Genomic DNA, 26,832 nt, shown 5'->3' with positions numbered 1-26,832 from the left:
ACTTTGCGTGTCAGTGAAGAGAGTCTGAACGCTTATTTTTGCTGTATTTAGGTGTGGTTATGTGTTCGTTAACTATTTTCCGATAACAACAATGTCCTCTTCAGTAATCGGCGGTAATGCAAAAGAATGCTGCTTAGAGCGAGAGCCTTCGCCCTGTGCTCTAGGCGGATAATACTTTTCCTTCTCAGCAAGGAACGGCTCGAAGGTTTCGTCTAATGCTGCTCGTATCTCACTTAAGGTTTTATCGAGATTGGCATTAAAGTCGGGCTTTTTACGTTTGGTATGCCCCAACTCGATCAGACGTAAGAAAACGCGATTAGCGAGATTGATCAGTTCCTGAGGAACATCTTTGTTCTGAGGCAGATTGGCATCGGGATTTTCAATGCAGTAGCGCACTAAAGCGGTGTAGAAGCAAAACGGCTTGTTCTGCATAAGAATGGCCCGGCCATCCACACCATTGCCAATTGATTTTGTATTTAAATCAATAAATAACTTCGGCTCCGGCGGCGGAGGAATATCTTTCAGGGCCGCTTTTTTGCTTCGCGTTCTTGGCTTAACGCCCACGAGTATGGGGGCCATTATTAACGCCGCAAGAATCGCTAATGGATGCAGGCTTAACGAAGCATATAAAGGCTTCATAGTGAGACCAATTATGATTTGCTGCTCGGCTGTCTGCAGTTTCATCAACATGGTCGATGACCATTCGTGAGCCGTTTGATTATCTATACTGACATGCTGAATCTGATTTAGATAAAGGGGATAGTCTTGTTCGTAGAGATAACCGTTAATTCTTGATAAATAGCGAAGAACAGCGGCATCGTTTACCGGCGTGTTGAGTGTTTGATTGCCCACATCCAGGTAGCCGAGGTCGAGGCTTACCCGACGCTCAATCCGATCAAGGGCATTGTGACGCTCAGTATAGGCGCCAACGGTCTGGCCCATCATTATAAAACTTTGAAACAGTGCAAACAGTAATAAAGCAACCGCAGCCGCTTTACTCCATTGGGATGCGGTCATTTCACTGAGCGTTTGCATCAGCACATGGCTCCTTTATATCTACCTGTTGGTAGTACTTCTTAGTTTGTGTCGCAGCCACTTCCTTAATAATATTCTGAACGGCACATTTTAAATCGGTATTGCGGGTTTGCATTTTAAGGTACCAGCGCATCCCACTTACACTGTTTTCAAGCGCAGTAATGTAGCTTTTCGACAGCGTCTCAGCATCATTCTTATCCCAATAGGAAGAAATGATATCGACTTCACCAGATAACAAACCACGGCGTAATTCTTTGTGCGAGCTGTAATAGTGAAGACTGACGTTGTTGTCGTTTAAATCGAGTGATTTGAGTACGGTTTTAGGAACGATATGCCCGGAGCGGCTGCTGGGATAATCGAGAATACCGATACGTTTCCCTAACAGATATTCTTTGGAAAGCTCGGGCTTTTCTCGTAGCGCAATGAAGTAAGCCGTATAGTCGGGATGGGAGGCTAACTCCTGGTAACCGTATATTTCGCTTGCGCCGAACGCATTCACCACATTGTTCTTAACCAGCGCTAAATCACTAACGCCATGATTTATATAGCGAAAGGTGTCATAGTCATTTTGCCCAACGGTGATTTTCACATCGCCGAACTGTCGTTTTATCACTGAGTTTGTGCATAGGGCTGTTAATACACTCTCCGAGAATGTTTGCTCAGTGAGATACACGTCGAAGTCATCGCCATTGATAGAAAGGCGTTCATTGCAGCGTACAATTTCACCAGTTTGCGGCGAAATCTCAGGTAATTCTTCATATCTTTGAAAAAATCCCACCACAACGCAACAAACTGCAATGAGTAATGTTAGTGACGTGCGAAATTGGCGTAGAAATGAAAAACTGCTCAACGGATTTTAGTTACGTAGCCTTATTTAATGAGGGGATTTCACCAGTTAAGCTTATTTAATGCAATAGGTAAGTTTATTTTAGTTAAGTAAAGTGTTGATTTAATTGTTTTTTTAATCAATGAAGCTGAATTCCAATAAACGGTGTTTATCTAACCAATTTAATCGTTGAATAAGCCTAGCTGACAGCATGCAGTTAGTTCTCGGGCTTTTGCGTAAATTTTCCAGACCAAGTGTTCGGAAAAATAATAAAAAAATCAGTATAGTCAGTGCGTTAGAATTGAATATCTTTTCTCCACTGTCATAAAGCTGAAATAAAACTCGATAAGAATTGCTGCCGGTTATCAGTCTATGCCGGTAATAACATTTTTTTCTGTTTTGATGTTGTTACCGTTTGTTGATTCTGACCTCAGGAAAAGTCAATTATCCAAAGTGCATGACTTTTCCTGGGTCATAGTCACAATGCGGGCGCACACTACTACTAAAAGAAGCTGACCCGTAGCAGCCAAAGTGGTCAGAATTATGGTCACCTGGCGTCAGAAACTTAGTCCAGCCATTCGCAAGGATGGCTGGTCACTTTCCTTATCTTTGGAATTGGCAAGTATCTGCAAAACTAGGACTAGATAGAATTTCTAAAATCAGACGCATAGAAAAGAGGCAGTCAGCCTGGGGATATGTTCTGATTTAAAGAGGATTGCGTGAATTTTGGGCAAAAAATTACCAAACAATGTCACATTTCTGACATTATGAATGCTCAAAATTGCGGGGAGAAGTTATCTCGTAATGTTGGACAACAATAATTAGCCAACGTTCAGGTACATTTTTATTACGATAGGGAAACACACACATGTTTAACAAGTCTAAGCTAAATCGTGTAGCTTTAGCCGTGGCGATGTCTGTTGGTTTATCCACAGCAGCAATGGCTCAGGAAACATCATCTGGTATCAGCGGTACGGTTGTATCAGCTTCAGGTCAATCTGTAAGCGGCGCAACGATTACTTTATTTGATACCCGTACGGGATCTGTAAAAACACTAACTAGTAATTCCGACGGTGTATTTAACACTCGTGGTCTTCGTGTTGGTGGTCCTTACATTCTGAAAGTTGAAGATGCACAAGGTTCGCGCATCATTGAAGATGTTTTCCTGAACCTGGGTGAGCCTCTGAACCTTACAGTTAAATTAGAAAACTCTACAGACGTTGAGCAAATCACAGTTACTGGCCGTGCTTCTGCCATGATGACTGAAACCAGCGGTCCTGCTTCTTTCTTCTCTGCTGAAGACTTGCAAGCACAACCAACGGTTGACCGTGATATTAAAGATATCGTGGCACTTGACCCGCGTATTACTATCGATCAAACAAACTCCAACGCTATTCAGTGTGGTGGTGCAAACAACCGCTTCAACAGCCTGAGTGTTGATGGTGTTCAACAGAACGATAACTTCGGTCTGAACAGCAACGGTTACCCTACTGAGCGTCTGCCTTTCCCATTCGATGCAATCGATCAGGTTTCTGTTGAGCTTGCTCCGTTTGACGTTGAATACGGTGGTTTCACAGGTTGTGCAATCAACGCTGTTACCCGTTCTGGTACCAACGAAATTCACGGTAGTGTGTTCTACGATTACACCAGCGACAGCATGCAAGGCGACAGCGTCGACGGTAGTGACATCGACGTTCCTGATTATGACGAAAGCCGTTACGGCGTAACGCTTGGTCTACCTATTCTTAAAGATCAACTGTTCTTCTTCGGTGCTTACGAAAAACACGACCCAACTGAAATTTTCGAGTATGGTCCTGAAGACGGTAATTTCGCTAACCCTCTAAACGGCCTGACTACCGCAACTCTGGAGCAAATCGCTTCTACTGCTCAGAACCAATATGGTTACACTGTAGGTCCAATCGCTAGCTCTGGTGCTGAGAAGGAAGAAAAAGTACTTCTGAAACTGGACTGGATCATCAACGATGACCACCGAGCATCACTGACTTACCAGAACACAGACGGTAATACCGTTTCTACTACTGACTCTGATTCTGATGGTTACGCATTTACTGACCACTTCTATCAGCGCGGTAACGAACTGACTACTTGGTCTGCACAGTTATTCTCTACTTGGACTAACGATTTCGAAACTGAAATGCGTTTAGGTCACCTGAAGATTAAAAATGGTCAGCGTTCATTCACTGACAACCCTGATTTCGGTGAATTCCTGATTGAAGACGTAAACGGTTACGAAGTTCACTTCGGTGCGGACGAATATCGTCAGTCTAACGTTCTGAACTACGACACAACCAGCGCGAAATTTGCAGGTACTTACTACACTGGCGATCACACCATTCTTGGTGGTATCGAATACGGCTCAACAGACGTATTCAACCTGTTTAACCCTGGTTCAGAAGGTCTGTTCACATTTGCTACTCTTGAAGACTTTGAAGCTGGCCTGGCTCAAGAAATCGAGTGGAGCATCCCTGGTTCACTGGATACGAACGATGCAGCTGCGTCTTTCACATTCGAGAACATGGCTGTTTACTTACAAGACAAGTGGTACGTAACACCTGATCTGTCTGTTACCTTTGGTTTGCGTTACGACAGCTGGTCTAGTGATGATGCGCCAGACGCTAACAGCCGTTTTGAACAGCGCTACGGTTTCACTAACGGTACCAAGCCTGATTTCGACCTGTTGCAACCGCGTTTCAACTTCAACTATAACGTTGACGACTCTACCTTCGTATACGGTGGTGTAGGTCTGTTCGCTGGCGGTAACCCAAATGTTTGGTTGTCTAACAACTATTCAAACGATGGTATGCGCATTCTGTCTACTACCGTAACTCGTGGTGAAGGTAATACTGCGGCGGAATTGGCTGCTCTTGACGCTTCTAACACTGCTAACTTCGGTTACGAAGTCCCTGGCTACTTAGAAACGCAACTGGTAGGTGGTGACGGTGCTGTAAATGCATTAGACCCTGATTTCGAAGTACCAAGCGTTTGGAAATTTAACGTAGGTATTCAAAAAGAACTGGGTTATGAAGTACTTGTTGGTGCTGACGTGATCTACTCTAAGCTGAAGAACACTGCGAAAACTATCGCGCTTAACGCTATCGATACCGGTGAGCGTAGTGCTGATGGTCGTATCATCTACACCAATGCCGACATGCTGGACCCAGCATGTATTGCTGACGTAAATTCTGCTGATTGTAGCAGCCGTTCTGCAACAGACTTCCTGCTGACTAACTCAGATGAAGATGGCGATAGCTTTGTTGGTTCATTCTTCGTGAAGAAAGACTTCGAGTTTGGTCTGAGCACTAACTTCTCGTATGCATACACTGATGCAGAAGAAGGTAGCCCAATGACCAGTTCAACAGCTTCTTCTAACTACGGTAACCAGTCTGTTGTTGATTACAACGAACCAGGCGTAGCAACCAGTAACTACGAAACTAAGCACCGTTTCGTATTGAACCTGACTTACTCTACTGAGTTGTTTGAAGGTTATGCTTCTCGTTTCACCATCTTCGCTCAACGCGTAGCAGGTAAGCCTTACAGCTATAACTTCGATTACGATCCAGGTTTTGGTGACCAAACGCCTTGGGAAGACCGCAGCCTGCTGTACGTTCCGCTGGAAAACGATCCAATCGTATCTTACGGTGAAGGTTTCGACCTGGAAGCATTCAACGCATTCGTTGCTGAGAATGGCTTAGAGCGTGGTCGTATCCAAGAACGTAACGAGCAAAACTCTGACTGGTGGTCTCGCGTTGACTTTAAATTCACTCAGGAAGTTCCTGGGCTGATGGATGGTCACAAAGGCGAAATCTTCTTCAACATCAGAAACCTGGGCAACCTGTTGAATGATGAGTGGGGCGTATACCGTCAGGTTAACTTCGAATACAACAACCCAGTTGTTGATGCATCACTGCTTGACGATGGCACTTACCTGTACACCAACTTCGATGGTGACCAAGGTCAGCGTATCAACCAGGATTCTTCACTGTGGTTCATGCGTATTGGTGTTCGCTACACCTTCTAAGTTGACTTAGATAAAACACAAAACCGCCGTTTCTACGGCGGTTTTTTTATACGTGTAAAACAACCTGCCTCAGCATTTACTCATCGGCAGTTTCTGCATTGCCATTATCAACGTTACCTAAACCTCCGCCCATCACCCGGTAAAGGGTAATGCGGTTGCTTAAATCAATTAGCTGCGTAGAAATCAGTGACTGCTGTGCACTGTACAGGGTACGTTGTGAGGTGAGGGCATCCTGAAAGCTGTTCACGCCATTTTCGTAGCGGGCCAGCGACAGGCGGTAACTGTCTGATGCTACATTCACTAAATCCTGCTGCGCCCCAAGCTGACGGGCTATGGTGCCCCGTCTTGCCAGTGCATCTGCCACGTCAGAAAATGCGGTTTGAATGCTGTACTCATAAGCGGCAACCATTTTGTCCCGATTTGCCTTGGCGTAATCAAGTTGCGCATCGTTGGCACCACCGGTAAAAATAGGCACAGACACAGAAGGAATGAGGCTCCAGATAGTGGACGCGCCACCGGTAAAAATGTCTGCCAGTACATTACTGGCCAGTCCGCCGGTTGCGGTTAGCGTAACCGATGGGAAGTAGTTTGCTCTGGCGGCACCAATATCTGCATTGGCTGATTTAAGATTGTGCTCAGCGGCAAGTATATCAGGCCTGTTGAGCAGTACGTCGGACGTCAGCCCTGCCGGGATCACGCTGATGAAATCATCGTTTTCCGGCAGACCATCAGGTAACCATTGCTTGTCTACGCCACTGCCTGCGAGCAACATAAGCGCATTAATATCCTGTGCGACCTGCGTGGTGTAGCTGGCAATATCTGCCATTGCGGTGTGGTAGGTGGTTTGCGCATCCAGCACATCGACTTTTGAGTCCACGCCCAGCTCATTACGGCGGCGGGTGATCTCCATGGCTTTCTGCGCGTTTTCTGCGGTTTCTTCTGCCAGTTTCAGCAAACTCTGATCCGACGCTAACGTTAGCCACGCATTGGCGGTTTCGGCAATCAGCGTGATCTTCGCCGCTCTGGCTGTCTCCACAGAATAAAGCCAGCTTTGCTTATCGGCTTCTGTTGCACTCTGGTTTTTACCGAACAGATCGATTTCGTATCCGCTCAGGCCGGCATCAGCTTCATAACTGGTGCTTACGGAGCCGTCTGACGATTTCGCCCGCGTACCGGTTACACTCGCATTCACCGTAGGAAATAATTCAGCCCGCTGAATGCGGTAGGTGGCTCTTGCCGCCTCTACATCCGAAAGGGTTTGTCGAAGGTCCCGGTTGTTCTCCAGTGCCGTCTGAATCACTTTCTGCATTCTGCTGTCGGTAATGAAGGACTGCCAGGGAAGCTGCAAAATGGCGTTGTCTTCTTTGGTGTTAACGTCCTGCAGCGAAGGTTGCTCAACCTTCGTTGTATCTGTGTAAGCCTCGCCTGTTGGCCACTCAGAGGGCACCGGTGAGGCAGGGCGCTCATAATCCGGCGCCAGGGTTGCACAGCCGCTCAGCGACAGTGCGACAACGACAGCACACAGAGATAGCTTGGTAAAATGACGGGTAGATTGCATTGATTACTCCTTATCCGCAGCATTGTCATAAACGGGCTTTCTGGCCGGAAACGCAGTTCTTACCAGCACGAAAAACATAGGAATGAAGAATATGGCCAGCAAGGTTGCGGTAAGCGTGCCGCCCAAAATACCTGTTCCGATGGATATCCGGCTGTTTGCCCCTGCACCTGATGCGATGACAAGAGGGAAAATACCAAAGACAAAGGTAAGAGAGGTCATTATGATTGGGCGCAGACGTTGTGCCGCTGCGTGAATGGCGGCATCGACGGCGCTTTGCCCTTTTTCATATGCTGCTTCGGCAAATTCAACAATCAGGATAGCGTTTTTAGCGGATAACCCGATGGTGGTGAGCAGCGCTACCTGAAAGTAAACATCGTTTTCCAGGCCACGGAAAGTCGCCGCCAGCGCAGCACCAATTAATCCCAGCGGAATAACCAGCATCACAGAGAAAGGAATAGACCAGCTCTCGTAAAGTGCGGCCAATGCCAGGAACACCACGAGAATAGAAATGGCATACAGGTAAACAGATTGCCCGCCGGACAGATTTTCCTGATAGGACAATCCGGACCATGCATAGGTGACCTTACCGCTACCTACTTCATCGGCAAGACGTTCCATTTCCGCCATCGCTTCGCCAGAACTGACGCCCGATGCTGCGCTGCCCTGAATTTCGTAGGAAGCCAGACCGTTAAAGCGGCTTAAGGTTTGCGGCATCTGCGACCAGGAGACGCTGGAAAAGGCACTGAACGGGGTCATGGTGGTGTTGCCGTCACTGTCAGTACCGCGCACGTGCCACTGGCGTAAATCTTCCGGTTTGGAGCTGTAGTTACTGTCGCCTTCAATGTAGACTTTTTTAACTCGACCTCGGTCCAGGAAATCGTTCACATAGGAACCGGCCCAGGCCGTAGACAAGGTGTCGGCCACATCTGACAAACTTAACCCCATGGCAACGGCTTTCTCGTTATCAATATCGATATCCAGTTGCGGGGTTTCACTTAGCGTACCTTCACGCACACCGCTCAGCAGCGGATTGGTGCGGGCTTGTTGTAAAATAGCATTCTTTATTTCTGTCAGTTCGTCACGGGTCGTGCCCGCCGCTGCCTGCAACTCGAAGGTAAAGCCGTTACTTTGACCGAGACCCTGAATCACCGGTGGTAGCATGGCTATCACACTGCCATCGCGGATTTCGCTCATCTTCATCATCAGGCGACCAGCAATGTCTGATGCCGACTCACCGTCGCCGATTCTTTCGTCCCAGTCTTTCAGTGATAAGAAGCCCATACCCGCGTTCTGGCCGCTGCCGGAAAAGCTGAAGCCGGAAACCGTAAAGAAGTGATCAACCAGATCAGATTCTTCTTCCTGAATATAGGTCTGAATTTCATCAGCAATGGCGGTGGTACGGGTAATCGATGCACCGGCAGGTAAGTTAAACATTACCATCACATCGCCCTGATCTTCTTCTGGCAAAAAGCTGGAAGGGAGTTTCACCATCAGCAGACCCATCACAGCAATAATTACCACATAACCGGCCAGCCAGAATTTAGGGCGCTTAATCGCCGATACCGCACGCAGGTTATATTTGTCGGCAAACTTATCGAACATACGGTTAAACCAGCCGAAAAAGCCCCCTGTCTGACGGCTTGCGCCGGTATCTTTTAGCAGTGATGCACACAGCATGGGGGTTAGCGTTAACGCTACAAATACCGATAACAGCATGGACGAAATCACGGTTACCGAAAACTGACGGTAGATAACGCCGGTTGAACCACTGAAAAAAGCCATAGGCAGGAACACGGCGCAGATCACAATGGAGGTACCGATAAGGGCAGAGGTGATCTCTTTCATAGACAGGATCGTGGCATCCCGGGGTGACATCTTTTCCTCTGACATCAACCGTTCCACGTTTTCAATCACTACGATGGAGTCATCTACCAGTAAGCCGATGGACAGCACCAGGCCAAACATAGTAAGGGTATTAATGGAGTAGCCCATTGCGGCCATGATGCCGAATGTACCCAAAAGCACCACGGGCACGGAAATGGTAGGGATAATCGTAGCCCGCCAGTTTTGCAGGAACAACCACATGATCAGTACCACCAGAACGATGGCAATGATCAGGGTTTCCACGACTTCCAGAATCGATAACTTGATAAACGGGGTAGCGTCTTTCGGAAACGCCATTTTGTAGTTGTCCGGGAAATTCTTTTCCAGATCACTCAATACCGCTTTAACCCGTTCTGATGTATCCAGGGCATTGGCGCCGGGAGCCAGCATAATGGCAATACCGGATGCGGGATGACCGTCGAGACGGGGAACAGCTGTGTACGATTCACTGCCCATTTCAACACGGGCAACCTGAGATAACCGTACATCGGTGCCCTGGCGGTCAGACTTCACAATGATGTTTTTAAAATCGGAAACACTTTGCAGCATGGACTGAGCCGTTACGGTCGCATTTAGCTCCTGCGTGTCCGGTGAAGGCATGTCACCGATTTTACCGGCGGGTACCTGCACGTTCTGGGCGCTCAGCGCAGAAGTAATATCTGATGGCATCAATTCGTATGCCGCCAGCTTTGCCGGGTCGAGCCATATGCGCATGGCATACTGCGAACCGAATACGTTGATATCACCCACACCTTCAGTTCGGGCAATGGTGTCCTGCATGTTTGAGGCGATGTAATCAGAAATATCAAACTCAGAGTCAGCGTTAGTTTCATCGTAAACGGCAGCAATAAGCAGCATGTCGCTTTGCGATTTGGTTACTGTCACCCCTTCAGACTGCACGGCAGAGGGCAAGCGGGAGTTCACCTGTTGCACTTTATTCTGCACCTGGACCTGCGCGTAATCGGCATCCGTTCCTTGCTCAAATGTCAGCGAGATACTGGCGCTACCCGCAGATGAGCTGGAGGATGAAAAATATAATAGTCCATCCAGACCCGTGAGCTGCTGTTCCAATACCTGCGTGACGCTGTTCTCCACGGTCTGGGCGTCGGCACCGGAATAGTTGGCACTGATGCTCACGGTAGGCGGCGCAATATCAGGGTATTGGGCAATGGGTAAAGAGAGTATGGATGCGGTTCCCGCCAGCATAATAATAATGGCGACAACCCAGGAGAATACGGGCTTATCTATGAAGAATCGGGCGAACATTACTCATTTCCTCCATGATTTTTCGCTTTCGGCGCTGCCACTCTGCCATCTTCGTTCAGCGTGACTTCGGTAACGGTGATGTCTGCGCCGTCCTGCAAACCGTCGATGCCTTCTACTATCACTTTCTCACCGGCCTTGATGCCGGACTCAGTCAGCCACTTATTCCCGGTGGCTTCCTGCAACGTCAGCGGCCTTTTCACTGCTTTATTCCCGGATGCTACCCAGGCGAAAGCATTACCTTTATTGTCAAACTGCACGGCTTGCTGGGGTACAAGAATCGCGTTTTCATCTACCGCTATGGTGACTTTTGTGCGGATAAACATGCCGGGCATGAGTATGCCGTCCGGATTAGGAAAAGTCGCCCGTAAGGTAATAGAGCCGGTGGCTTCATCAACAGCCACTTCATGCATGGTAAAAGAACCGGTTTCGTCATATTCGGTATCGTTCTCCAGCATGGCGACAACGTCCCGGGAGCCCGAAGTTACGCCATCCCGCCGCATCATGGCGCGGCGGGCAAGCACGCCTTCACTGGTTTCTGTCATATCAATATAAATCGGGTCGAGCTTGCGAATGGTGGTTAACGCTGTGTCCTGACCCTGAGTCAGTAATGCGCCTTCGGTCACATTAGAAATGCCCGTACGGCCGCTGATGGGGGCAGTAATGCGGGTGAAAGCAAGATTCACATTGGCAGAATCCAGAGCTGCCTGTGCTTTTGCCAGTGAGGCCTGGGCAACCAGATAGTCTGCATGGGCGTTATCGGCATCCTGCTGGGAAATGCCTTCTATCTTTAATAAATTCTGGTAGCGCTCATCAATAAGCCGGGTTGACTCCACAGACGCTTTCGCGCTCACCAGATCGGCTTTTGCTTCGTTTACGCTGGCGCGATAGGTTGAATCTTCAATCTGGTAAAGGAGTTGTCCTTTCTCAACAAAACTGCCTTCTTCAAACAATCGCTGTTCAAGTACACCGCCCACCTGTGGCCTGACCTGAGCGGTTTGCTGCGCCACAACACGGCCTTGTAGTGTGCGGGTAATCGGGAATGTTTGTGTGGCTATGGTAATTGCACTGACGGCGGTGGCGCGAGGCGCAGAGCTTTGATTTTGTGTTGTGTCACTGCAGGCTGAAAGGGTAAGCAGGCTGGTGAGAACACAGAGGGTGGTGGCGATCTTCATGGCGGGTTCCTTGTCTAAATCCGGGACCGACGACATCTTGGGGTTTCGTCAGTCTGATGGAGCCGAGTGTATCGACAAGGTGGGTTAAGGCTGGGTTAACGTCGGTTTTGCAGCAGTCAAAACGTCGATAAAATAGGATGAATCTAATAAATGCCCAGCGTCTTCACGGATAACAAACGGTGGGCAACAAAAAAGCACCTGATATGGTGCTTTTTGTCATTACACTAACGTAGCGAGGCTTATCAGACGTTATCGAACAGGTTTTCTACTCGCTGTCTGAGATCTTCAATTTGGGTAACATCGGCTGGCGCGATGAAAATGGTGTCATCACCAGCAATGGTGCCCAGCACACCGTCTTTCTGGCTGAGTGAGTCCAGCAGTCTTGCGATAAGCTGAGCCGCTCCCGGGCTGGTTCGAATGATGACCATCACGTTATTGTGTACAATATCGAGCACGAGCTGTTTTAGCGGGCTTTTCGCTGTAGGCATGCCAAGTTCGGGTGGTAAACAATACACCATATCACCACGGGCATTTCGCGTTCTTACCGCGCCAAACTTACTCAGCATACGTGACACTTTCGATTGGCTGATGTTATCAAACCCCTGTGATTTCAGGGCTTCAACGATTTCTCCCTGAGAGCCGAAACTTTCGTCTTTCAGGATTTCTTTGAAGGCTTTGATCATCTTTTCTTGTTTTATATTAGCCATATTTACCTGTCATATTTGGTGTTTAAGGGTACAAACCGCTATTATTGTGCCGTAGTCTTTCCATTTAAGCAATATTTGTGCATATTCATTCAAAATCATGCATAATCTTGCCGCTTATACCCAATATGCATGCATAAGACCATTGGGTGATTGAGTTTTTACGCGCGTTGATTTACTGTGACGCTCCGTTTTTTTGACGAGTAACTATTCCATAGGAGAAATGGTATGAAAGTAGCCGTGTTAGGTGCTGCCGGTGGTATTGGTCAAGCGCTGTCATTGTTGTTGAAAACACAATTGCCAGCAGGTTCTGAATTAGCGTTATATGACGTTGCGCCAGTTGTTCCTGGTGTTGCAGTTGACCTGAGCCACATCCCCACCGCGGTGAAAGTTACCGGTCATGGTAAAGATGATCTGGGCGATGCGCTTAGCGGTTGTGACGTTGTTCTTATTCCAGCTGGTGTTCCTCGTAAGCCTGGTATGGACCGTTCTGACCTGTTCAACATCAATGCTGGTATCGTTAAGAACCTGATCGAAGGCGTTGCTGATCACTGTCCTTCTGCTTGTGTTGGTATTATTACTAACCCAGTAAACACCACTGTTGCTATCGCTGCTGAGACGCTGAAAGCAAAAGGCGTTTACGACAAGAACAAACTGTTCGGTGTTACTACTCTGGACGTGATCCGTGCAGAAACTTTCGTTGCTGAACTGAAAGGCCTGGACGTATCAAGCGTACACGTTCCTGTAATCGGTGGTCACTCTGGTACTACTATCCTGCCTCTGCTGAGCCAGGTTGAAGGTGTTTCTTTCAATGATGAAGAAGTTGCAAGCCTGACTACACGTATCCAGAATGCGGGTACTGAGGTTGTTGAAGCCAAAGCTGGCGGCGGTTCTGCGACTCTGTCTATGGGTCAAGCTGCAGCACGCTTCTGTCTGTCTCTGGTTGCTGCTATGCAAGGTGAAAACGTGGTTGAATACACCTACGTTCAAACTGACGACAGCGACGACGCAGCATTCTTCTCACACCCTGTACGTTTAGGTGCAAACGGTGTTGAAGAAATCCTGCCTTACGGCGAGCTGAGCGCTTTCGAACAAAAAGCGAAAGATGACATGCTGGAAGGTCTGCGTGGCGACATCAAAATTGGTGTTGAATTCGTAAACGGCTAATACCGAAACGAATTGCAAATCTGTTAAAGGCCGACTTTTAAGTCGGCCTTTTTGGTTTTTGGTGTTAGCACTTCTTTTAGTTAGTCACTTCGATAATGGCCACACCCCACGGGGCGAGCGAGAGTGTTTTTTGATTGGCAATCGCTTCACCGCTGAGTAACTCTTTCCCTTCTATCCCAGATATTGTGGCTGACACCGTATTTTCGGAGTAATTAAATAGAAAGCGTAATGCCTTACCTTTTTGGTTCACTGCGTTTTTTTCTACTACAGGGAAACGATTTTCAGAGCGAGTTAATCCTGCGGTCGCTGCGGCACTACTTAGAATGGCATCAATTTGCGCGTCGGTGGGCATGGTTGCCACATAGGTTGCGCTGCCTTTGCCAAACTGATTGCGGGTAACGGCGGCATAGTCTTTCCAAACCGGGTGCGAGTAGGTAGCCAGCACATCAGCTTGCTGCGCTGTCACCAGTTCCATCCACCATTTCAGTGGCTCGTCAGCGGTTTCCTGGTTCATCATTTCGGTTTTGAGGCTAGCACGCTCTGGGTGCACGAACTGTGAATAGGTTACGCCTAGAACTTCTGAAAGTCCGCCGGGTTGGGTGCTGTGACGCACTTTCACGTTCTCATCAGTGAATCCGGTTTTGAATGTCGTTACGATATGACCGCCATTTTCAACATAATCGGCAATCGCATTAAGTACGTTGTCGTCAGCAGAATAGAGCGCGGGAATGATGATGAGTTTATAGTTTTCGGCTTTGTCGGCGAAATTAGACGGGTCGAGGAAGTCGGTTTCGATGTTGGCCCGGTACAGACTGTCGTAGAACGGGCGGAGCACATCATTATATTTTTGCTGCGCACCCCAACCAAAAGAAAACTCATTAAAAGCCGTCAGGGCTTCATTGCTGAACAATATGGCTACGTCGTTCTGTTTATCCAGCGAAGTGATGTTGTCGCCTAACGAAGCCAGCTTATTGCCAATTTGTTTTGCTTCAAGGTAGGTGGGGTTTTCAGCATAGTCCTGGCTTAACAAACCTTTCCAGTATGTTTCAATGGCGTTGTGCGTTGAGGCCCAATGCCAATAGGCCACCATATTTGCGCCACTGGCTACATGACTCAAAGCCTGCAGTGTGAGTTGGCCGGGGTAGGGTGTCCATTGCGGGAACCCCTGTGCTTGTGTTTCAATAACAAAATAATTCTGCCCGTTCTTCATACTGCGTGACAGGTCGCCACCTAATGCGATTTCAGCTCCAGTAAGCTGATTTTGTCCCGGATGATAAATATCCACGCCGGCGATATCCATGGCCTGTGCTGCTTCAAAATGGTCAACCGAAGACTGTATGCCGTAGGAATAGCCACGCCAGTCTAAATCAAAGTTCTGCGTAACAAACTGGCCCGTCTTTTTGTATTCGTTAACGATGTCTGCCTGCCAGGCCAGATATTCTGTGACCAGCGAACGTTGATAAGCTGCGAACGCTGCCGTCACGCTGCCGTTAATGGAAGTGACGGGGGAGGTATAAACGGATTCATGGACTTCAGGAAACTCCTCCCAACTGTTAATCCGGTTACTCCAGTAATTCAATCCATAGGCGTCGTTCATGGCATCCAGAGAAGAGAATTTTTCTTTCAGGTAATTCACGAAACCTTGCTGTACCTGCTTGCCACTGGTGTTGTAATGTTTGGTTTCGTTATCAACCTGATAACCGATGATGGCAGGGTGATCACTCACATGGGCTAACATGGCGCGTATCATGCGTTCGGCTAAGCGTCTGAAGTCAGGATTGGTGATGTCCATATTCTGCCTTGTACCGTATTTATTTTGCCCGGCAGCGGTAGTAGCCAGTACGTCAGGATAACGTTTCGCCATCCAGGCCGGGATGGCGTAAGTAGGTGTTCCGATTATTACGCGAATTCCGGCTTTATGCATGGCATCGAGTACGCGATCCAGATGGGAGAAATCAAACTCGCCTTCCCGGGGTTCCATGGTGCCCCAGGTGGACTCCCCAATGCGCACTACGTTAATACCTGCCGCCTTCATCATGGCAATGTCTTTATCAAGCCTGTCGTAGGGCATGTACTCATCATAATAGGCCACGCCGTACCAGATCGCGTCCTGCTCGAGGTCAGCGGGTACAGCGGCCCCCGCTGTTGTAATAGACAAGCTGCCGAGTAGCAGCGCCTGGCTTAAACGGGTGATGAGACTTTTCATAGTGATGTAGTTCCTTTTAAACGTTGACCAGATTGATATGGCGTAATGTCCATCGATGTCACTCTCGCGCACTGGAAAAATTGCGCGAGATGAGAGACACCTTCATTGTTTTTTTGAGTAACGAAAACGGCGCCAGGCGCGTAAAACCCCAGTGAGATATGTCGTGAAAGGTTTTTATCTCACAAGGGGGAAGGAATTATCAAGATGGAAAGTAAATTAATTGTTAATTTTAAGGCTGATAGTTTTCTGATAACGTTGTCGTAGTGGCGCTTTTGTTAGCCGCGCCAATACGCCGCTGTCATGGAGGGAATAGTTAATACACATCGCGATGATAGCGGCGGGCATCAATAAGCTGGGTGACGGTATCTTCACCTAACATAGTGCTAAGCGTGTGATGTATGCCTTCGCCCATTCCGGCGTAGCTTCCGCAAACATAAATCTGCCCACCGTTATCAACCACGTCTTGCAGATTTGCCATTTGTAGGCTCAGGCTTTGCTGCACGTAAGATGGGTGTTCCTGACAGCGTGAGAAAACGCGATTTACCGCTGTTGTGGGGGCATGCTGAATTGAAGGCTCGATCACTTTCGGAAGTACGTCGTCGTTGTCGGGCTCGCGTTCTCCATAAATGACGTAAAGGCGACGGGACGCCTGTTTAGTCGCGTGAAGCCACTGAGAGCGAATGCCGGCGAGCCCACTGCCAGCGCCAATCAGCAGAATAGGCTTTGCATCTTCAGTAAGGTAGCAAGACGGATTCCGATGAAGTTTACCGCGAACCGGGCATCCAATGTCGAGTTGACGGGAAACCCAGCCAGACGCTTTACCCAATTCACCATCCGGTTTAATCACCAGCCTGATAATCAGCTTAATAATACCTTCCTCAGGAAGCGAGGCGATGGTGTAGCTACGGGCTGCGGCTTGCTCTTGAACGCCGGAGTTAATGCCGGGAAGGATGTCCAGAATGTCGCCAGGGTGCCACGAAAACGCGTCACTAGCCGGGCGTAAATCGATTTCGAATAATGGTCGGGTACTATCGTTATTAAGCTGCCTGCGATTCACCAGGGTAAATTGCTCGAATTCAGATTCGGCCTGCACGCTCGTATCTTGCGTAAGTGCACTGTCACTTCTGTCCCTTTTTTCCAGTGCCGTTGATGCCACCGCCCCCAGCGCTTTTAACCCTTTTTCGATTTGTTCTCCAAACGCGCAAAAGTGAGGATATTTGCTATCGCCCAATGCAATGACATTAAAATTAAGGTGCGACAAATCGGTTGAGCTAGCGTTAGCCTGGTTTAATCGTCTTAGAAATGAACGGCCGTTATCCGGTGGTTCTCCATGACCGTAAGTACTTACTACGAATATAGCCCTTTGATATTCAGCTAGCTTCTCTATTGTGATAGCGGAAAGCGGGCGGGCTTGTGTGTGGTAATCGTTCGCCAGTTCCTCAGCAACACCTTGTGCAGTGCCGGTTTGGCTGGCGTAGGCAACTAGTAGTTCACTGTCGCTGATGTGAGTAAATAAATAGCGGCCTTTATGGCGCCAGAATAAATATCCCACCCACACCAGATAAAGTGCAACCAGCACGAGAGCCAGTATTAAACGTTGTGATTCAGTCACAATGGAAACTCCCTGTCGGTGGATCTACTAGTGAATGAAAACGAGCATGATGAATACCGGAATAAGCAACCCCATTGCGGTGACTGGCCAAGTTGAGGCTTTGTGTGGGGCTTGCTTAAGCAAAAGTTGTAAACCGGTAATGGTAAAGATAATCACCACCGCGGAGAATATGTCGATGAACCACGACCACACACCGCCGGTATTGCGGCCTTTATGTAAGTCGTTGAAATAGGCAATCCATCCTCTGTCAGTGCCTTCATAAACCAGTTCGCCCATTTCTGCATCGATAGACAGCCAATGATCTTGCCCGGGACCGGGCCAGGAAACGTAAAGCTCCACGCCATCCCATTCGCCTTCTTTATCTGAGGGGGGCGCTATGCCGTTGTCTGATAACCAGTTACGCAGCGAGCGGGGCAGCGTCACAGGACCTTCCTCCATCGAATCGAGTAGGGCGAGTTGATCGTCGGGTACCGTTTTCTCAATGTTAGTTAGCTGCGGAACAGCATCGATATCGGCTGCATGATTTAATGTGATACCGGTGATGGCAAACATAAGCATACCGACCATACAGATTGCGGCAGAAATCCAGTGCCACTGGCGGGCGCTGCCTAAAGAAAATCGCATAATGTTACTCAACTTGAACAAACGGAGTCTGGGGATGACCAGAATAATCTGGTTATGATAATACGAATTATTATTTTTTGAAGCAAAGCTGGCCCACAAAGTGGGCCAGTAGTCTCTGTCGTTGGGCGTTTAACCCTTTTTATCAGAATACGTAGGTAAGATACACGCTGCCATTTCTGCCAGGCTCAGAGAAACGCTGGAAGCCATTACCTGAAACGCCTGAGAAGAATCCGCCGTTACCTGAACGCAGGTTTCTCACTACGCCCCAACGGTAATATTCTTTATCTGTTAGGTTATACAACGCCGCCGTCAGTCTCAGATTATCTGTGATTTGATAAAATGCGGTGAGGTCGAATGTTGTCAGACTACCAGGATAAAAGAACGGGCCACTGCCATTGTTAAGCGATGCAAAACTGTTTTGGTCGGCATTGTTGTCCATTTTGGCGGAATACATGCCGTGTAGTTTCACACCCCAGTTGTGATCTGTTGACAGATAACCTAGCGATAACGTTGCTGCATCCGGTGCCAGTGTCTCCAGGTCGTTGCCTCTGTCGTAGAAGTCAAAGCTGTCTTCACTGAGCGGCACATATTCAGATTTGTACTCACCGGATATGGTGGAGTACGCGAACTGTGCAGTAATGTTGTCGGTCAACATATAGAAAGTACTGAACTCAAGACCTTTAATGGCAATTTCGCCACTGTTACGCGGTTGAGTGTAAGTATCTTCACTCACGACTGACGTCGTACATTCGCCAGTCCAAGGGCTGCAGGACTGCGTTGTTACGTCAGTGCCATAAGCGTTGGAGAAAGTTTCACTCTGAATACGGTTGGTGTAATTGGTTTTAAAAGCCGTAATATTGACATATCCACGTTCAAAGTTTGCCTGATAGCTCACTTCATAGTTTGTCGAGCGTTCAGCGTCTAGTTCGGGATTCGCTACCTCATCGAGATCCTGATAAACGTCGCCGGTGACAATGTCAGTGATTTCATCACCAGAATTGGTGCCGAAATAAAGTTCCTGTAGCGTCGGGGCTTTGTAGCCCTGGCTCACTTTAGCCAGAATTTCATGTCCCTCGGCAACGGTATAGCTCAGTGCCAATTCACCAACCAGCGCATTGAAGCTGGCATCCTGAACACTTTGCCCGGTAGGATCTGAGAAGTTTTCAGACACTTCCGGCTCATACTCGGTTCTATCATAGCGCGCGCCAACGTGCAGGTTAACGGCATCGTTCAAAGCCATGGTATCGGTGGCATAAAAAGAGAGCAGCGTTTTATCTGATTTAGGCACAAATGCCTGATCGAGAACAGGGTAACCGTCGAGTAAAGCTGCGCTGGTGGTTTCACCGTCGTAGCGGCGATCGTACATAATATTGTTTGACTCGGTTTTCTGATAAGTCAGGCCGTACGCAATATTGTGGCTGATATCACCTTCGATGAGTTTGGTGAGATCGACATTGAAATTTGTCGACTGTTGCTCAAATTCGCGGTCTTCCTGACGCAGTATTACGGAACCCTGACTGTTGTACAGGAAGGATGTCAGACCCGACGTATACAATTCCTGATAGTTTGCCTGAAGCTTTATTGTGTCGAAGAACGGGTTATTGGCATTTTCCTGTTCGTAAAATGCACCGTAGCGTTCACGATTGTTTTCATCGTAACTGGAAAAATCGAAGTAACTTGCCGTTGTACCTTCCGCCGGTTCTCTCGACAGCGGCAACCCATCGGTTGAACGGTCGGTTTTTTCAACAACAACACCGAAGCGGCTATTTTCATCGAGGTTGTAAGCAAGCTTCAACATCACAGCATCGCTGGTATTATCCATCGGATCAGCCTGGCCTCGAGCAGCACCCAGAATATCTTCGCCATTGCTGTGAGCTTCAGTTTCATCGCTCTGACGGCGAGTATATTGCAGCAGGCTCTCAAAATTGCCAGTACGATTGGCCACGGTACCGTGCATCAGCCACTCGTTTGAACGAGAGTCGAAACCTGTTTTTACTTTTCCGCCCGTGGCATCACCCGTTAATGGCAGAAAATCCGCGGCGTCGTTAGTGACATAAGACACTGCACCCGCTAACGCGCCAGAACCGATAGCCACAGAGCCCGGCCCCTTTGAAATGGTCACTGTTTTAACGTGCTCTAGTTCAACCTGGCCGCGACTCGAGCCAAACATACCGTAAGCGGCAAATGTTGACGGGTTAAGAGTTTCACCCTGAGCGACACCATCAACCAGTACTGCAACCGCATCACCGCCTAATCCCCGGATATTAAATCCATCATCACCAAATCGGTTGCCGGTGTCGTTTATCTGAACACCGGGAATGTAGCGCGCTGTATCTTCGATGTTTGTGATGGAATCCAGTGCTATAGCTTGCGCATCGAGTGTAGTTTCATTTTTGTTGTACTCAATGGCGTCTTCGCTTTTTACTTTGGTAACAGCAAGTTGTTCTTTTTCTTGGGCAAAAACGTTGCCTGACAGGATCGCCGTAACTGCAAAACATAATGCAGTGCGTTGGAAAGTCATGATTGGCTCCATGCGGTAGTGTTGTTTTCGTAGATTTTTATGTTTGCTTTGACTGCTTCAAATAAAGGGTGAGTAGTCGACGTCACGTTACGGACAACCGAACGGGTCAGCCAAAGTTGATGAGGATAATATTGATAATAATTCGTATTTGCAATAAGATCCCTTCACTTTTTACAACCAGGAAACACAAAAATGCATAAAACCTCCCTGGCGCTGGTCTGTGCGGGCCTGCTTTTTATCCCAGCCTCTCAAGCGCATACGCCGTATTTAAAACCTTTGAGTTTTGAACCGGTTAGCCGCGACACCGTTACCTTGGATGCTTCATTCGCCGAGCAATTTTTCGTTCCAGAAGTGGCAATCAGCAATGCAAAATTCGATGTTGAAACGCCAGACGGCAAACTGTCACCTGTTGAGACAGTAGTGGATTTAAAAACGCGAAATGTGCTTGAGCAGGCAATGGAGCAGGAAGGCACTTATCGCTTCTCCACCGGGAAGCGCATGGGAGCAATTTTCAGAGTTTACGACCTCAATGGTGAGCGTGGTTCCATGAGAGGCAATGAGAAGCCGTTGCCAGAAGGCGCTACATTAACTGAGCACTTTCAGTCGGTAACCAGTGCGGTGACTTATGTAACGAAAAAAGGCCCTACTGATACGGTGTTGGCAGCCAGCGGACAAGGGCTTGAGTTGGTACCTCGCACTCACCCAAATGGCTTGTTTAGCGGCGACACGTTTGCATTCACCTTAACTTACGAAGGCGAACCGGTAGCTGATGAAAAAGTCACGCTGTATTTGGCTAACGACCAGTTTAGTGAAGAGTCTGATTTCCAAACGCTTACTACAAATGCCAAAGGGGAAGCGTCGGTATCATTGAATTCGCAAGGGTTGTACCTGCTTCAGGCCCGGGTAAAAGCGCCTGCACCAAAGGGGGCCGACGTGCCGGTATACAGTTACACCACAACGCTTACGTTAGAAGCATTCTGAGGACGAACAATGAAAATTAACTCTGTACTTATCGCTACTGCGCTGCTTTCTCCGCTGGCTATGGCCGCTCCGCACAGTGCCAGCGGCATTATTCTCACTTACGATTTAGACGGAAATGAAAAGCTGTCGCTAGAAGAGTTTGTTGATGCCCGCCGTCAACGTTTCGCCGCGACCGACACCAACCACAATGGTACGCTAGAAGAAGATGAGTATGTGTACGAGTGGGAAGGGAAAATGACCACACGCATGCAGGCCGACCGAAAAGCTTCGGTAAAACAAACGCATATTCGCTTTAACGCTATCGATAAGGATGACAATAAGCAGATCACCAAAGCGGAAATGGATGCTGTTGGCGAGCGTGGTTTTGATTTTATGGATCAAAATAAAGACGGGGTTATTCTAGCCTCTGATCCTGACCCGGTACGTGAAGGCCGAGCTGATAACAGCGATGATAAGCCGAAATTGGAACAACGCCCTATGTTACGCATGCCGACGACGCACAACATCGAAGGCTTTATGGGCTTGTACGATACAAACGGTGATGAAAAAGTCGATAAAGCAGAATTTCAGGCTGTCAGAGATGAGCAATTCGCCCGAACCGATGAGAACGGCGATGGCGTACTGACAGAACAGGAATACGTGCTCGAGTTTGAAGATCGTCTGGATGCACAGTATGAAAAGACTTACGACGGCCAGGTAAAGCAAACCTACGTACGTTTTGGCGTGCTGGATAAAGATGAAAACGGTCACATGACTTTTAACGAGTACATGCAGTCTGGTTTCCGCTCTTTCAGTCGCTACGACACCACCGGTGATGGCTTCATCACATTAGATGATCCCGCGCCTGTTTTTAAACGTGAAAGCACAGAAAGTGACGATAAGGCAACGCAAACTGCGAGCGTGAATAATTAATGAAACGCAGCTTCATTGTATTCGTTTGGAGTGCCTGTGCAGCTTTTGCTGCACAGGCGGCAAGCTCGGCCGCTCACTCCACTTCAGAAAATATCCCTTCAGCAACACTCGCAAACTCAGCACACACTCTTCATATTCAGCAAGCAGATTATGACGTTGTCATAAAATTGGTTAACGGCCATGAAAAGGTTAAGCAACAGCCGTTGGTTGAGCTGGTGCAAAACACCGCGGAAGTATTGGCACCACAAAGTAAACTGGTAGCCGACTTATCACGGCCTGGCGCTCACGATGTGCCTGCATGGCTTTTTGAGGGTTTTGCCAAGTGCGAGGATTGGTTTCATCTTACCGAAGGCAAAGTGAGTTGCCGGAACGGTGCGCTTTATCAGTATTGGCATCAGTACGTGGCTGGAGAAGGCACGCTGGAACGTCGAGAAGCGCGGAAGCTGGCAAGAGCATCCAGAGTGACCAAGGTAACATTAAGTGCGCCATCGCAATTGCTAATGCCGCAGATCATGCCGCAGGTTATGTCGCAGAGTATGCCAGATGCTCCGTTCTGGGATTTAGATATTATCGGGGATGCGTTACTCGCTAACCGAATCACTAAATATCTTAAGCAAATCGTAGGCGAAGACGGCGCATTTTCTATTACGGTAAACAAGACGTCCATAACCCATGAAGGCAAGTCACCATCTGGCTGGACGCTGTTTGATAAACCAGTAATGGAACATCACGACGTGTTTTCCGGTGCCATCATAGACACTGCTAACCGCAAGGTGGTAATAGGGGCCGCAGAAAGTGGGGTATTGGATAGCAGTGATGGCTGGCCTGCGTCGGGCTTAACCTCCCACGTGGTTGCACCCAATGTGTTTGATGCCGCGATAGTGTCGCAACTGGCCGTGGTCAGTTCTACCACGCAACTTAACGATTTTCTGGTTGATAAGCCTGAGGTGCTGGTTAAGACCACCGATCAAAAGGGAAGGGTGAACACTACTGAGGGTTACTTTGCATTTTGGCAAAATCAGCACGATACGGCCGTTAAACCATTAACCATTGATGTGACTTTGCCGCGCTTTAACGTGCCGGAATATCACGGCCCTTATGTTTCTGTGTGGTTAACCGACGAGAATGCGCAGTTGATTAAAAGCCTGTCAATTCGTGGTGATAGCCAACGCTGGCTCACCGAATTGAGAGTGTGGTGGCGAAAAATAGGTAGAACCCATGAAGACTTCATTGATGGATTCGCCGGTGCAACACGCAAGAATAAGCCGCTGCATGTGCTATGGGACGGGTATGACGAAAAAGGACAACCGGTAAAACAGACTAAACTTGTACTGAACGTGGAAGTCGCGCGGGAAGACGGTGGTCGGAATTACCAAAAAATCCCGCTCGATTTAGAGGCGTTGATGAAACAGCCTTTACATGCGGTGGGGAAGGGGGAAATTGGTGAAGTGTCCGTCTCTTTGTAGCAAAAGCGGAAGAAGCTAGTGCACTTGCTGACAATGCCTTAAATGTAAACATACAAAAAAGCCGTCGTTTTCACGACGGCTTTGTTCATTATGGCGAAGACCGGATTAACCGGTGTTGCGCATACCGATTGCAATACCGGCAATGGTCACCATCATCGCGCGTTCTAGTACCGCATTCTGCGCGTCGTCACCGGCTGCGCGGATACGTTCCAGCAGTTCTATTTGCAGATAATGCAGAGGCTGCAAGTAACCGGCACGGATATTCATCGACTCTTTACCCATTGGGTCTTTGTCCATGATGCTTTCCTGACCGGTGAGTGCCAGCAGAGATTCCACACTTTCTTTCAGCTCGTCACGCAGCGCCTGACCAAAGTGCTTCAGCTCATCCGGTACCAAGCGCTCGTCATAAGCTTCACTGATTCGTGGATCTGCTTTGTTAAACACCATGTCCAGCATAGACAGACGTGAACGGTAGAATGGCCATTCAGCAAACATTTCTTCCACGATTGTTGCGTCGCTCTCTGCCTTCACAGAATCGATAGCGCGCATTACGCCAAGCCAGGAGGGCAGTACCAGACGGGTTTGTGCCCAAGCGAAAATCCACGGGATAGCACGCAAACTTTCAATACCGCCCTGAGGTTTACGCTTAGAAGGACGGCTACCTAACGGCAGTTTGCCCAGCTCTTGCTCTGGCGTGGCTACACGGAAATAAGGTACGAAGTCTTTATCTTCGCGCACGGTGCCGCGGTAGTTGTCACGACCATTAGCGGCCATCTTGATGATAAGTTCACGCCACTCTGGCTTCGGCTCCGGTGGCGGGAACAGCATGGCTTCAATAATCGCAGACGCGTAAATACCTAAGCTTTGCTTCGCCAGTTTTGGCATACCGAATTTATAGCGGATGGTTTCACCCTGTTCGGTAACACGGAAGCCACCTTCCAGTGAGCCTGGAGGCTGTGAATGAATAGCTGCATGTGCAGGCAGACCACCACGACCAATCGTACCACCGCGACCGTGGAACAGTGTCAGTGTGGTTTCAAATTCATCGGCAACTTGTACCAGTGCTTCCTGAGATTCGTACTGTGCCCAGCCTGCAGCCAGTGCACCGGCATCTTTAGCAGAGTCTGAGTAACCAATCATCACATACTGACGGCCTTTAATGTAACCACGATACCAGTCGATAGACAGCAGCTTACGCATAACTGAAGGCGAGTTATTCAGGTCATCCAGGGTTTCGAATAAAGGTGCTACCGGCATTGGCCAGTCTACACCTGACTCTTTCAACAGTAATTGAACCGCCATGACATCAGATGGCTCACTGGCCATTGAAATGATGTAAATACCGAAACCTTCTTTACTGTGCTGAGAGATAACTTTACAGGTATCGAGTACTTCTTTTACGTCGTCAGACGCTTCCCACTGTGCAGGGAATAGTGGGCGCTTAGAGCTAAGTTCACGCAGCAGGAAAGCCTGTTTGTCTGCTTCACTCCATTGCGCATAGTCACCTAGGCCAAGATAGCGGGTAATCTCGCTGAATACATCTGCATGGCGCTCTGAGTCCTGACGTACGTCCAAACGCAGCAGGTGAACACCAAAACACTGTACCCGGCGGATAGTGTCGAGCAGCAAGCCATTGGCTGTCACTGGCATACCGCACTCAATTAATGAGTCGTAGCACAGCATCAGAGGCTCAAGCAGCTCATCGTTATGCTGAACCCAGGTACTTTGGTCAACTTTCTTGCCTGCCAGGTAATCGGCGATACCGTCGCGGGTTTCACCACAGCGGCGAACCAGTGGGCGCAGCAGCGCGCGATAAGGTTCGTTGGCATCAGCGCCAACAGCTTCACGCAGGGCATCGCTACAATCGAACATCGACAGTTCTACTTGTAGACGGTCTAGATCTGATGCAAACAGTTTTGCAGCGCGCTTACGGGCCAGCAGTAATACCTGTTCAGTCACTTTTGACGTTACAAACGGGTTACCATCACGGTCGCCGCCCATCCAGGAGCTAAACTGAACCGGTGCGGCATCCAGAGGCAGATTGACTTTGTAGTCTGACTGCAAACGCTCGTCGAGGTCACGGAGGAAGTCAGGTACGGCTTCCCACAGCGAGTTTTCGATAACGGAGAAGCCCCAACGCGCTTCATCAACCGGGGTAGGGCGAACAGAACGAATTTCTTCGGTATGCCACGCTTGGCTGATTAAATCTGCAATACGGGTTTCAACGCGGTCGCGCTCACGATCTTCGAGGGTGTCTTGGTGAATATGCTTCAGGCACTGTGCTAACTCTTTCTGTTTATGAATGAGTGTACGGCGAGTCACCTCGGTAGGGTGCGCCGTGAGTACCAGATCAATTTTGAGTTTTGAAACCGCTTTCTGTACGTTTTCAACATTGAGATCAGCTTTATCCAGGTGTTCAAACAGCGCATCTAACGACGCATCTACGCTCATCGCACTGTTGTATTCCTGCTCAGCAATATTGCCCAATGTCAGGAATTGAGCAAATGCCCGGCCAACCGTCAAAAGATCAGAATCTGAAAGTTTTTTGAAAATTTCTTTCAGGTTTTCGCTACAGGTTGCGTCGCCCTGATATGAAGAACGACCATCTTTTCTGATGGTCTCAATGCGGTCTAACCATTCCTGACCTAATTCAGCTTGAATGGTTTCGCCAAGGACTTTCCCCAGGTACCGAACTGTGTCTTTAAGTTCAGCATCATAGTGTGATTGCATAGCATCCTCCTACTGTATATGCCCATAACCATACTTCAAAATTGTTAAACTTGTCTAACGTCATTCCGTTATAAATTAAACCTTAATGAAAAGTTCATTTAACAAATCCCAAGCCCCAAGCATGTTGCA

Annotated in this window: 16 protein-coding genes; 5 read left to right on the top strand and 11 right to left on the bottom strand. The window is 48.4% G+C overall.

Annotated elements, in window-relative coordinates:
• Window positions 1-72: 72 nt before the first annotated feature.
• Both BFC18_RS10305 and BFC18_RS10300 read right to left on the bottom strand, forming a co-directional pair.
• Window positions 73-1,035 carry a hypothetical protein gene (locus BFC18_RS10305; protein WP_245680370.1) on the bottom strand — a complete coding sequence of 321 codons (963 nt, stop codon included), beginning with the start codon at window positions 1,033-1,035 and terminating at the stop codon, window positions 73-75.
• On the bottom strand, window positions 1,019-1,813 hold the full coding sequence (locus BFC18_RS10300) for a type 2 periplasmic-binding domain-containing protein (RefSeq protein ID WP_245680369.1): 795 nt from the start codon (window positions 1,811-1,813) through the stop codon (window positions 1,019-1,021). The genes BFC18_RS10305 and BFC18_RS10300 overlap by 17 nt, the downstream gene beginning before the upstream one ends.
• Window positions 1,814-2,729: 916 nt before the next feature.
• Between BFC18_RS10300 and BFC18_RS10295 the strand changes: the two genes are divergently transcribed.
• A complete protein-coding gene (locus BFC18_RS10295) occupies window positions 2,730-5,900 on the top strand; it encodes a TonB-dependent receptor (RefSeq protein WP_070125473.1) in 3,171 nt (1,056 codons plus the stop codon).
• A 76-nt stretch (window positions 5,901-5,976) separates the two neighbouring features.
• Here the strand turns inward: BFC18_RS10295 and BFC18_RS10290 are convergent, their stop codons facing one another.
• From BFC18_RS10290 to argR, 4 genes are all read right to left on the bottom strand, one after another.
• Window positions 5,977-7,458, bottom strand: coding sequence for an efflux transporter outer membrane subunit (locus BFC18_RS10290; RefSeq protein ID WP_070125472.1), 1,482 nt, complete (start codon window positions 7,456-7,458; stop codon window positions 5,977-5,979).
• A 3-nt stretch (window positions 7,459-7,461) separates the two neighbouring features.
• On the bottom strand, window positions 7,462-10,608 hold the full coding sequence (locus BFC18_RS10285) for an efflux RND transporter permease subunit (protein ID WP_070125471.1): 3,147 nt from the start codon (window positions 10,606-10,608) through the stop codon (window positions 7,462-7,464).
• Window positions 10,608-11,780: an efflux RND transporter periplasmic adaptor subunit gene (locus BFC18_RS10280; RefSeq protein ID WP_070125470.1), complete on the bottom strand. Its 1,173-nt coding sequence runs from the start codon at window positions 11,778-11,780 to the stop codon at window positions 10,608-10,610. Before BFC18_RS10280 ends, BFC18_RS10285 begins: the two co-directional genes overlap by 1 nt.
• 242 nt (window positions 11,781-12,022) lie before the next feature.
• Window positions 12,023-12,487, bottom strand: coding sequence for a transcriptional regulator ArgR (argR, locus tag BFC18_RS10275; protein ID WP_070125469.1), 465 nt, complete (start codon window positions 12,485-12,487; stop codon window positions 12,023-12,025).
• Window positions 12,488-12,712: 225 nt separating this feature from the next.
• Here argR and mdh point away from each other — a divergent pair, with 225 nt between their 5' ends.
• Window positions 12,713-13,651, top strand: coding sequence for a malate dehydrogenase (mdh, locus tag BFC18_RS10270; RefSeq protein ID WP_070125468.1), 939 nt, complete (start codon window positions 12,713-12,715; stop codon window positions 13,649-13,651).
• 76 nt (window positions 13,652-13,727) lie between these two features.
• Here the strand turns inward: mdh and BFC18_RS10265 are convergent, their stop codons facing one another.
• From BFC18_RS10265 to BFC18_RS10250, 4 genes are all read right to left on the bottom strand, one after another.
• Window positions 13,728-15,857: a beta-galactosidase gene (locus BFC18_RS10265; protein WP_083273012.1), complete on the bottom strand. Its 2,130-nt coding sequence runs from the start codon at window positions 15,855-15,857 to the stop codon at window positions 13,728-13,730.
• Window positions 15,858-16,170: 313 nt separating this feature from the next.
• Window positions 16,171-17,469 (bottom strand): NADPH cytochrome P450 oxidoreductase family protein, encoded by a 1,299-nt coding sequence (locus BFC18_RS10260; protein WP_070125467.1) that lies wholly within the window; start codon window positions 17,467-17,469, stop codon window positions 16,171-16,173.
• A 27-nt stretch (window positions 17,470-17,496) separates the two neighbouring features.
• Complete coding sequence (locus BFC18_RS10255; RefSeq protein WP_070125505.1) at window positions 17,497-18,093, bottom strand: PepSY-associated TM helix domain-containing protein; 597 nt, start codon at window positions 18,091-18,093, stop codon at window positions 17,497-17,499.
• Between the two features lie 142 nt (window positions 18,094-18,235).
• A complete protein-coding gene (locus tag BFC18_RS10250; protein ID WP_070125504.1) occupies window positions 18,236-20,614 on the bottom strand; it encodes a TonB-dependent hemoglobin/transferrin/lactoferrin family receptor in 2,379 nt (792 codons plus the stop codon).
• Window positions 20,615-20,806: 192 nt separating this feature from the next.
• Between BFC18_RS10250 and BFC18_RS10245 the strand changes: the two genes are divergently transcribed.
• The 3 genes from BFC18_RS10245 to BFC18_RS10235 are packed head-to-tail and all read left to right on the top strand — an operon-like array spanning window position 20,807 to window position 23,973.
• Window positions 20,807-21,595 carry a DUF4198 domain-containing protein gene (locus BFC18_RS10245; protein ID WP_070125466.1) on the top strand — a complete coding sequence of 263 codons (789 nt, stop codon included), beginning with the start codon at window positions 20,807-20,809 and terminating at the stop codon, window positions 21,593-21,595.
• A gap of 9 nt (window positions 21,596-21,604) precedes the next feature.
• Window positions 21,605-22,507 (top strand): calcium-binding protein, encoded by a 903-nt coding sequence (locus BFC18_RS10240; RefSeq protein ID WP_070125465.1) that lies wholly within the window; start codon window positions 21,605-21,607, stop codon window positions 22,505-22,507.
• Window positions 22,507-23,973, top strand: a complete 1,467-nt coding sequence (locus BFC18_RS10235; RefSeq protein WP_070125464.1) for a DUF2271 domain-containing protein — start codon at window positions 22,507-22,509, stop codon at window positions 23,971-23,973. Before BFC18_RS10240 ends, BFC18_RS10235 begins: the two co-directional genes overlap by 1 nt.
• 105 nt (window positions 23,974-24,078) lie before the next feature.
• Here the strand turns inward: BFC18_RS10235 and ppc are convergent, their stop codons facing one another.
• Window positions 24,079-26,703 (bottom strand): phosphoenolpyruvate carboxylase, encoded by a 2,625-nt coding sequence (gene ppc / locus BFC18_RS10230; RefSeq protein WP_070125463.1) that lies wholly within the window; start codon window positions 26,701-26,703, stop codon window positions 24,079-24,081.
• Window positions 26,704-26,832 lie beyond the last annotated feature (129 nt).

This window comes from Alteromonas confluentis, assembly GCF_001757105.1.
Taxonomy (GTDB): Bacteria; Pseudomonadota; Gammaproteobacteria; order Enterobacterales; family Alteromonadaceae; genus Alteromonas; species Alteromonas confluentis.
Note: the sequence above shows the minus strand (reverse complement) of the source record. Positions and strands in the feature narration are given on the sequence as shown.